The organism is Alteromonas sp. KUL106, from assembly GCF_009811415.1.
Taxonomy (GTDB): Bacteria; Pseudomonadota; Gammaproteobacteria; order Enterobacterales; family Alteromonadaceae; genus Alteromonas.
Genome location: NZ_BLIG01000036.1, coordinates 17,719 through 27,997, shown reverse-complemented (window position 1 = coordinate 27,997; position 10,279 = coordinate 17,719). Strand labels below are relative to the sequence as shown.

6 protein-coding genes are annotated in these 10,279 nt (G+C 44.0%); 5 read left to right on the top strand and 1 reads right to left on the bottom strand.

The annotated features are described in order from the left end of the window. Positions 1-352 precede the first annotated feature (352 nt). From GVO63_RS13130 to GVO63_RS19625, 5 genes are all read left to right on the top strand, one after another. Complete coding sequence (locus tag GVO63_RS13130) at positions 353-3,232, top strand: choice-of-anchor U domain-containing protein (protein ID WP_159580452.1); 2,880 nt, start codon at positions 353-355, stop codon at positions 3,230-3,232. A gap of 641 nt (positions 3,233-3,873) precedes the next feature. Next, a complete protein-coding gene (locus GVO63_RS13125; RefSeq protein ID WP_159493940.1) occupies positions 3,874-4,860 on the top strand; it encodes an LLM class flavin-dependent oxidoreductase in 987 nt (328 codons plus the stop codon). Between the two features lie 122 nt (positions 4,861-4,982). Next, the gene (locus GVO63_RS13120; RefSeq protein ID WP_159580450.1) at positions 4,983-6,005 is read left to right on the top strand and encodes an ABC transporter substrate-binding protein; all 1,023 of its coding nucleotides are present in this window, start codon (positions 4,983-4,985) and stop codon (positions 6,003-6,005) included. A gap of 43 nt (positions 6,006-6,048) precedes the next feature. Continuing rightward, positions 6,049-7,950 (top strand): ATP-binding protein, encoded by a 1,902-nt coding sequence (locus tag GVO63_RS13115; RefSeq protein WP_236552144.1) that lies wholly within the window; start codon positions 6,049-6,051, stop codon positions 7,948-7,950. 477 nt (positions 7,951-8,427) lie between these two features. After that, a complete protein-coding gene (locus GVO63_RS19625; protein WP_236552143.1) occupies positions 8,428-9,114 on the top strand; it encodes a GGDEF domain-containing protein in 687 nt (228 codons plus the stop codon). Between the two features lie 30 nt (positions 9,115-9,144). On the opposite strand, the gene GVO63_RS13105 is transcribed toward GVO63_RS19625, so the two are convergent. Continuing rightward, positions 9,145-10,143 carry an NADP-dependent oxidoreductase gene (locus GVO63_RS13105; RefSeq protein WP_159580444.1) on the bottom strand — a complete coding sequence of 333 codons (999 nt, stop codon included), beginning with the start codon at positions 10,141-10,143 and terminating at the stop codon, positions 9,145-9,147. Positions 10,144-10,279 lie beyond the last annotated feature (136 nt).

The following is a 10,279-nucleotide window of genomic DNA, read 5'->3' as shown; positions in this document are numbered from 1 at the left end:
CGAAGGTGGTGAAATTAATATTACCAATTCTACTATTAATGGAACAAACCTTTACTTGAATGCCGAAGGTAGTGGAACTTTAAGCTCTAACTCAATTCATATACCTTTGAAAATTGCAGGAGCAAATTATCAAGTTGATAACAATGCCTTTTTTATTGGCTCCCAGCCAGCGATAACAATTGAAGAGAATGGCAACTATGTTTTCAGAAGCAATGACTTCTATGGCACTTCGACGCAAATAGCGGTTAAAAATAACTCAGAAAGTGGGACTGTTGAAATTATTGACTCTTACTTTGGAACTCCAACAGGTCCTTTTCTACCAACAGTAAACCCCAGCGGTTTAGGCCCTTCTGTGTCTGGCAACGTAAATATCCCGTCTTGGGTGAGTTCGCCCAATAATCCGAGCCTCGCTCCTCCTGTTAAAGTTCATATAAATATCGTAGGAAGCGGAAGTGTTATATCTTCAGCTGGTGATATTGAATGTTTAGCAACATCTTGTGAACTACTTGTTGATGCTGGAGTAGATGTGACTTTACAACCATTAGCTTCTCCCAATTATGCCTTCTCATCTTGGACTCTGCCTGAATGTGAACTGCAATTGAATTGCACATTTGTAGCCAATTCAAACACCGAATTAACTGTTGAGTTTGCACTCACTAGCGATCTTATTTCTGAGCTAAAAGACTTTGGTGAATTTGAGCATTTTGTCGTATACGAATATTCGAAGGTTTATGACGAGCTGGTTGGGGATAAGCTTGCTCTAAATAATTTCAGCAGAGGTGCATGGAATGTATTAAAGGCAGGTGTTCAAGATAAAGCTTTCGGTTCGGTTGGTATTACACTTGGTTTAGGAAATAATCTGCTTCCACTTAATTGGTTTGGTACTATTCGTCAGTTGTATGCTGAGCTTGGAGGTGACAATCAATGGCACTATATACTGTTTGATTCCTCCGGTAACGTAGTGCCAGTGGGGGGGGCTTATTCATCAGGCGAGGTACTTTATCCGGTCATCTTCCTTCGAACAAGGTTTACATTCGCATGTTTGAATGCAAAGACTTCAAGTGATCCTAATGACGATTCACTGTGCGATGAATTAATTGATACAGGACCTCTTAAAATAGAAATCACTGGGTTAGGCACCAATGAACAGTACAACGATCGTCAGTATAGTATCGAGTTAGAGACTGGTAGGGGTATTAGCGGCTTAAAAAAAGGTATTAGAGATGTGAAACAAGGTGCGCTCTACATGGTTATACCCAGACCATTTAGAGTCGATTTTGAATCGGAAGACTTGCTACCGGCAAATAATTTAGATGCCGGGTTCGCGCTTGATTCACAGTACGGCTATAGAGTCAAAATGAACGTCGGTAATAGAATTCCTCTATTGGACGATGCTGTAGGTTTGACAACAAGTACAGTCATAGGTCATACAGATTATTACGCATTTACAGGGGCCTTTACGCTTACAGAACTTCTAAATGGTGCAACTGGCCAAGATCCGAATGTATTCGACTCTGACGGAGACGGAGTCGTAGACATATTGGAATTTGCAGACTTGGATGGCGACGGAATTTTGGATGTGCACGAGGGTTCAGTGTTAGTTCCGGGAATAGGTGATATAACCGCCGATAAAGTCAAAAATTTAATGGCAATGAGAACGCGTTATTCCGGAAATGTAGCTATTTCAAGCTATGATGATTTTTCTACATGCCCAGCAGTGTCTATTGGCGACAGTAATGGTGGCGAAATTGCAGGGGACACTTGGGTTTACTCAAATAAAGGGCGTATAACCCTTGGCGGTCTTGCTAGAACTCGAGGAACACCTTCACTTTCTTATCATTGTGGTCAAGTTTTAGAAGCTTCTTTAGTTAATCTATCCAATCGCATAAGTCATGGCTTATCAGACTTTGTAATTCATCTTGATGAAACCTGTGAAGAAGCTGATATGGAATGTAGAACAGCAGAGGTTATTATAAAGTTGGCGTTTCCACTGACAGAGCCAGAGACAAATGAAAGGCTCGTCTATAGAAAATTTTATGCAGGTGAGTCCGGTTGGCGCAATTATCAACGCGTATATTCAAGTTCGACGGGGTTGGACTGGGAAGCAAAAACTGAAGGTCTATTGACTCCGGGTGATACCTTTATCCGCCTTATACTAACAGACGGTGGTGATGGGGACGCTGATGGAGAATTAAATGGCGTCATTCTCGACCCCGGTGCACCTGTTTACGTAATTGGGGCAACTGCTAATATAAACGCAGAGAATATTGCATACGAAGGTAGCTCTGCAACGCTCGATGGCAGCGCATCACAACCTGCCAACGAAAACGGCATGCTTGATTTCAGGTGGTCTCAAATCAGCGGAATTCCAGTTTTGATAGACGATGAGACAGCATCATCGACTTCGTTTGAGATCCCTCAAGTAGAGGATGACCAAGAAATTATAATTCAGTTGATAGTTACTGAAAACGGTATTGAAAGTGAACCTGCTACAAAGGCAATTACCATACTAAATGTAAACAACCCACCTCAAGTTCGAGCGGGAGAAGATCAGTCTGTAACTGAAGGTGATATAGTCACGATAAGCGCATCTGGCACTGACGCCGATAGTCAAGAACTAGATTTTTGGTGGGAACAAGAAAGTGGAGTGGCAGTCGAACTCACTGACGCCGATTCAGATACTGCATCATTTGTAGCCCCTGCCACAAACGAGTCGATTGAATTAGTCTTTAAGGTAAGCGTCAGTGATGGAGAAGATACTGCTGAAGATTCAATAATTATAACAGTTAATCGGGCAAATCAAGCTCCTACTGTAAATACAGGTGATGACCTAACAGTTGTTGAAGGAAGTGAAGTTACACTTTCTGGTGTAGCAAGCGATGCTGACAATGACTCTTTGACGTATAGTTGGACTCAAGTTTCCGGACCATCTGTTACAATTAACAATCCGAGTAATCTAGAAGCGTCATTTATAGCACCACAAGTCACTAGTAATCAAAAATTGGAGTTCAGGCTTACAGTCAACGACGGCACAGACACTGCCACTGGCACAATTGTGGTAACAGTAACCAACCAAGCTGAAACACCGATTACACCCACAACACCACTATCTAGTGATTCAGGAGGTGGCGGCTCAGCAAGTTTAAATTTTTTGTTGATGTTGTATTCAGCTATTTGGATAAGGCAACGCGAAACTACGCTGCGCATGGATGACAATAGACATAGTTGCTGAAAGTTGAAATATAAAAGACCACTTTCTGAAGGGTGGTCTTTGTTTGGTTAAGTGAGCGAGGAGCTGAACGCTACCGAGGCCTCGGTTTCTTAAACTCGCGTTAAACCGAATAGCATTTATCAACAGCTGCTTTTGTCGGTCAAACGGACAGCCAAAATAGAATTAACGACGACGCGCTTATCGATCATCATTGATATTGTAAAACTAAGTCATGAAGGTCCGGAATGCGCACAAACGTTCTATGTAGAATACATTCTCGTGACTGGCAGCTTTTGGCTTATATGCGACTGTCAGATTTGATTGAGTTCTTTTATTCGAATATGGAGATCAAGCTGAGACTAACTCAAGTAACGATATAGTAAACCAAATATAATATATCTTTATGAACCTAAATTAATACTCGCCTACATGTTAATACTCAAAACAAAGCCTGCGACTGACAAACTCGCAGGCTTTGTCGCTTGTTAAAGGCCGTCTCTGAGTGAAAGCAGCAAGGCATCGTGCCTATATACCTCTTAATTCATCGCCACTTCATCGACAAACCATCCCCAACCGTCTTACATTACCAAATAACCCATTGTAAAACGGGTAATAAGTTCATACTTATGCACTATTACTCAGTTTCAACATTGCGAGGCAACATGGCGATACCCTATTCACTGCTAGATTTAGCACCGATATCTGAAGGGTTTAGCGTTAAAGACGCGTTAAATAATTCAACGCGGATGGCTATGGAAGCCGAGCGCAGTGGCTACGAGCGGGTGTGGTTGGCGGAGCACCACGGTATGCACGGTGTAGCCAGTTCAGCCACCTCGGTCGTGCTAACGCATATTGCCAATGCGACATCTACCATCAAAGTTGGCGCGGGCGGTATTATGCTGCCAAATCATGCGCCGTTGGTTGTCGCTGAGCAATTTGGGACTTTAGCTGAGCTGTTCCCTAATCGCATAGAGCTTGGGCTTGGGCGCGCGCCAGGCACGGATATGGCAACGGCACGGGCGCTTCGCCGTAACTTGCAAAGCGATGTCGATAGCTACCCACAAGATATTCAAGAACTTCAACACTACTTTGGTACACCGAAAGAAGGACAGCCCATTGTCGCAGTACCTGGAGCCAATACCCATGTGCCTTTATGGCTACTCGGCTCTAGTTTGTACAGCGCGCAAGTAGCCGCGAGGATGGGGTTGCCCTACTCATTTGCCTCTCACTTTGCACCCGATGCTTTGTTCGATGCACTACACGTTTACCGCAGTATGTTTCAACCTTCATCACAGCTATCAGCCCCAAAAGCAATGGCGGGCGTAATGGTGGTAATTGCTGATACTGATGAAGAAGCCGAGTTGTTGTTTACCTCGGTAAAGCAGCAGTTTATGAACATGCGTCGTGGTCTCAACAAACCGTTTGCCAAGCCAATGCGTGGATTTGATGAATATTGCACGGCAAGCGACAACGCTATGTTATCCAGTGTACTGAGATATGCCTTAGTAGGGTCTAGAGAGACGGTGCAAAACAAGTTGGCTCAGTTTATCGAGGCAACGGAAATTGATGAAATTATCGTGTCTATGCCTATTTACGATATAGAAGCACGCTTAAATAGTGTTAGCGCCTTTGCTCAATTAGCGTCCTAGTGCCTACCAAAGTGTCACGCCTTCAGGGTACTTGGTTACAACTTCTTATATGCATTACCTTCGAATAACTTTATGATACTACTTTAGTATAAGTTTTAGTTAGTTGACGTAGGTTATAGAGAATGACGAAGGTCCTGATTTTCACATTGTTAGCCTTATCTTCATTGGCGCTGAGCACAGTATCTGTGTTGGCTAAGGAAGCCTATAGGGTTGTTATAGTTGAAACGTTACCTGTGCCTATTGTCACGGAGTCACGCATCGAGTTCGAAAAAGAACTGGTGCGTATCATGCCTGAATACGACATTGATATAACCCGCTACAATGCAGAGGGCTCTGAGCTTCGCGCCCAGACGATACTTGCCGAAATCGCCAAGGAGCCCGCGCCCGATTTAGTTGTTTCAGTCGCAACTCTCGCTACCCGAGCACTCAATGCATCTGATCAATTTGTCGATGTACCAAAACTTTTTATGGCGGTATCTTCCCCCGTTGAAGAAGGCATTGTGCCGGCTATTGGCGCAAGCAGTGAGCGCAATATAACGGGGGAATCACACGTACTCGATGCGAAAGTAAAACTGGATATGCTAGAGGGCGTTCTTAGGGCGTCCAACCCATCGACACCGTTTACCATTGGGTTAATTCATTCAACGTATCCGTCTTCGAGCAGCTTAGTCAGTCACCTGCTTGCGCTTAACGGAAACTACGAACACATTAATCTAGTCGCCATTAGCACCCCATATATAGAGGGCGATGAAGGGCTCACTGCAATGACCGAGAAGATTGTTGAAAGTTTGCAGCAAAGAAAATCCGAATTAGACGGCTACTGGTTATCTTCTGGGCCGCTAGTCGAAGCAAATGGTCTGGTTGCTAGGGTAAAAGAGAAAACGGGGTTACTTCCCCTGTTCGCAGAGAATATCTCGTCTGTTAAAGAAGGCGCACTTATTGGCGTCGCATCCGAGCCCGTTAGCATAGGAAAATCAGCAGCAAGAAAAGCCAAACTGATACTTGATAAAAAATCGGCAAAAAATATTCCTGTTGAAAAAATGGATACTTACACGGTAGCAGTGAATGTTACTACGGCCATTAAACTACAGCTGCCAATACCTTCAAGCTATTTAAAACTCGCCAAAAAACATGTGTATCAATAGGATCAAATAAGAAGTTAACATGCGGATTAAAACGAAACTATTGATGATATATATTCCAATTTTGCTCATTGGAATGACAGTAACAGGCTACTGGGCGTATTTAACAGCCTATGATTCAGTGCGAGAAAGAGAATATCAGCTCCTTACTCAAACACTGACGTTAAACGTTCTAGAAATTATAAATGAACGACGTGAACTCCTCATTGAATCAGGCCTTGAAAACGTTCCTGTATTTAGAGATGCCTATCAAAAAGAGGTATTCGAAGAGCTTAAATCTCTGCAGCAGGCTACCAATAGACATTTCGCGATAGTTGACAAAAGTACCGAATCTATTGTTTTCAGCACAATGAAGGTTCCTGTGGTGCTAAATACACAAGACGCCAGTTCGGCCATGATAGCTAGCCGTACCGTGGCGTTTGGTGAGTCTAACGTCAATGATCAAGATGTACTTTTTGCGTGCGCTGAATTCAATCCGTGGAACTGGAAAGTCACGGTGTTACAGCCAGCTGAGCCGTTACAGTCCTCTTTGTTTACTATTGCGTGGCTCACCTTTTTAGTGACGCTGCTTGCGGTTGTGATTGTGAGCCTTCTGATGGGGCGCGTAACCCAGATATTGGTGGTTTCACCTATTGAAAAAATTAAGTCAGCGGCAAGCCGCATTGCACTTGACCATAAAAAGGTCACTATCGACTTACAGCAAAATGATGAATTGGGGGCTCTTGCGCGAGATGTCGAGGCGATGTCTGGTGAAATCGAGCAGTATGTAGACGAGGCTCAGCAAGCCAATCGAGCCAAAACCGATTTTCTCGCGGTTATGAGTCACGAAATTCGTACACCGCTAAACGGTATTCAAGGATTAGCCGCACTGCTGCTCAATACTCCGCTTTCAGATAAACAAAAACAGTACGCAAGTGATTTGAAATCATCGGCATCAATTCTGGCAACTGTGATTAACGATGTCTTGGACTTATCTAAAATCGAGTCTGGCATGTCTGAAGTAGACGTTACTGAGTTTGATCTCGACGTTATGCTGAACGAATTGGTTACTTTACTGGGTACCAATGCCAGCAGTAACAACACGCGCTTAGTATATAAAAGCAAGAATCTTGAATCTGTGGTGGTCATCAGTGATATCACCAAGCTTCGTCAAATCATTATCAACCTTGTCAGCAATGCCATCAAATTTACGCACAAAGGGACGGTAAGTATTTCCGCAAAACTCAAAGAGTCGTCAACGGAAAATGTCTGTGAGAACCGTTTAGTCATCGCGGTGAAAGACAGCGGTATCGGCATTGAGCCAGACAGGTTGGTGCATATTTTTGACAAGTTCACACAATCTGACTCGTCAATTACCCGTGAATACGGCGGTACGGGTCTTGGGCTTGCAATTGCGAAACAACTTGCCCAGCTTTTAGGGGGAGACATCAACGTTGTCAGCAAGGTAGGCGAGGGCTCGTGTTTCACGGTGACGGCCAATGTACAGTCTCGCTTGAAGGTCGAGACTTCAAATGATTTAGCCTCGGTAAGAGACGCCAATAGTGCAAAATTGCCAGCAGGGTTGAAAGTACTTCTTGCCGAAGATAACGCGATTAATGCTGTCGTAGCCCAGGCGCTTCTAGAGCAGCTAGATTGCGTTGTTGAACACGTTGATAATGGATTGAAAGCGGCAGCACGCGTAGAGGAAGGCGGCATTGACGTGGTTTTCATGGATGTGCACATGCCGGTTATGGACGGTATAGAAGCGACAAAGCGCATTCGAAAATTGAGCGGTACTTTGGGTCACACCCCCGTCATAGGCCTGACTGCAGAAGCCTTTAAAGAGCGTCACACAGTATTCAAAGCCGCGGGAATGAACGATATTGTCACCAAACCTGTGACCGTTGATGCGTTACAAGAAAGCTTACTTAAACTGGCGATTGGACAAGAAGTCACTGATAATAAGTAAAATTGCCGAGCGCGAGTAAGTGAAAGTAATAAATGAACGCTAAACAAGCGGCACGCTCAGCGTTAAATTCAATATCGTTGCATAGGGTGGCATGTGCGGATTAATACACCAAGTGAATTGAGGCGTATGCGGATAGCGCTAATAATTGGCGCTGTGCTTGTACTTGCGTTTATGGCTGCTGACTTGATGTTGCTGCCTAGCAGTATGTATCAGCTGTACATATTCGACCGTCTAATTATTCAATGTTCGATCATACTTTTGGTCATAGCGGTTTCGTATTGGCGGAAATTTATTCAGTATAGATCGTTTGTATTTGCAACATTGCTTGTCGCGCTGACATACAGTAATTATTGGCTCATATGGGTATGCTGGGACGAGCATAATTTCATTTTCCCCTATGAGGGCACCATCCTATATGCCTTTTTTTGTGTTTTTGCATTGGGTATCCCCTTTAAATTAGCGATAACCGCAAACTTCATGAATATATTGGGTTTTTTAGGACTGATGTGGGTCGCCCCAGTTTATGGTGACAGGGTGCCAATTTCAGCCGCATTTGTATCAGGCTCCTTATTTATTTGTGTCTATGCCCGTTACCGACTAGACCGTAGCGTGCGTAAGCTCAAAGAAACAAACGACAGACTGCTAAAGCTTAGCAAATTCGACCCCTTATCTGATTTACTCAATCGTCGTGCGCTGCGAGAGCAAAGTGAAAAGCTGATAGCGGTAAGTAAGCGTCATAAAGTGTCGATGGCCGTGTTGATGCTCGATTTAGATGACTTTAAAAAATATAACGATTGTTTTGGTCATCAGCAGGGTGATGAAGCAATTAAGGTACAAGCGCGCATTATGAAAGAGGTGTTTAAGCGCGAAACAGATATCTTGGGCCGATATGGCGGTGAAGAGTTTATCGTTGTGTTGAGCGATATTGAAAAAGCCCAAGTTGAAACGCACTGCGATGCACTTTTAGGCAAGTGGAAAGACGCGGCGTTAGAGCACGCGAAAGACGCAAAGCATCCTTTAGTGAGTTGTTCAATCGGTGTGGCGTTCGCGCAGTCTGTAGGCAACATGACTATTGATTATCTCATCGATGAAGCCGACAAAGCACTCTATGAAGCTAAAAAGAACGGTAAAGCGCAATACGTGATGGCAGAAGCACAGTGCTAAGATGCACACTGTGCCCTGACATCAACCTTTTTAAAGTTTGACTATCATTTTTCCGGTATTTTTACCCTCAAACAACATGTTTAAGCCTTTCTCGGCGTTATCTAAACCTTCAATGGTATGAGCGCGATACTTTATCTTACCTTGCTGTACATAGGGTGTAAGCTTCTGTAGAAGCTGTGGAATTTCACCCCAGTGATCTGGCATAGCAAAACCACGAATATTGATGCGCTTTTTGATAAGCGGGATCCAGTTAGGACCTGGCGAAGGCTCTTCTGCCTGGTAATCGGCAATCATCCCACATACAACAATGCGGCCATGGGTATTCATTCTATTAAAAATATGATGTTGGATAGGACCGCCTGTGTTTTCGAAGAAAACATCAATTTTATCCGGCGTTAGTTCCGCTAGCTTTTTCTCTAGATCATCTTTTTTGTAGTTAATTGCGCCATCAAAGCCAAGCTCGTCTACTATCCAATCGGCCTTTTCATCACTACCAACTACACCAATCACGCGCAAGCCGTCGGCTTTTGCTAGTTGTCCGACAATTGAGCCTACTGAGCCTGCGGCGCCGGTGACAATTAACGTTTCACCTTCTTTGGGTTCACCAAAATTGTAAAGTCCTGTCGTAGCAGTCAGTCCTGGCAATGCAAACACGCATAATGCCATTTCTTCTGTCACGCCCTTTTGAAGCTTATTAAATCCTGAACCGTCACTGAGGACATACTCGCTCCAGCCTGTCATGCCCATGACTTTATCGCCAACGCTGAAGTCAGGGTTATTAGATTCTACGACTTCACCCACGCCGCTTGAACGCATTACATCGCCAAGCTCTACAGGAGGAATATAACTTTCTCTATCTTCACTCATCCAACCTAGCATCGCTGGGTCTAACGACATGTGCGTTTGCTTTATTAAAATTTGGCCGTCTTTAGGAGTTGGAATATTGAGTTCTTTGGTTTCAAAGAGGTGAGGGCCAATTTTTCGGTCATGGGGACGTTGAACCAGCGTTATTGCTTTGTAAGTTGACATTGTATCCTCCTGTAACAATAAAAGATGTTTGCCTTCTTGGCGCATAGTAAGTCACATCGCCACGGCATAAGGGCGCTGACACTTACTTCATAAGGGATGGGGGTTGTTGGCATAAACTCAACCGTTCAAGCCACTT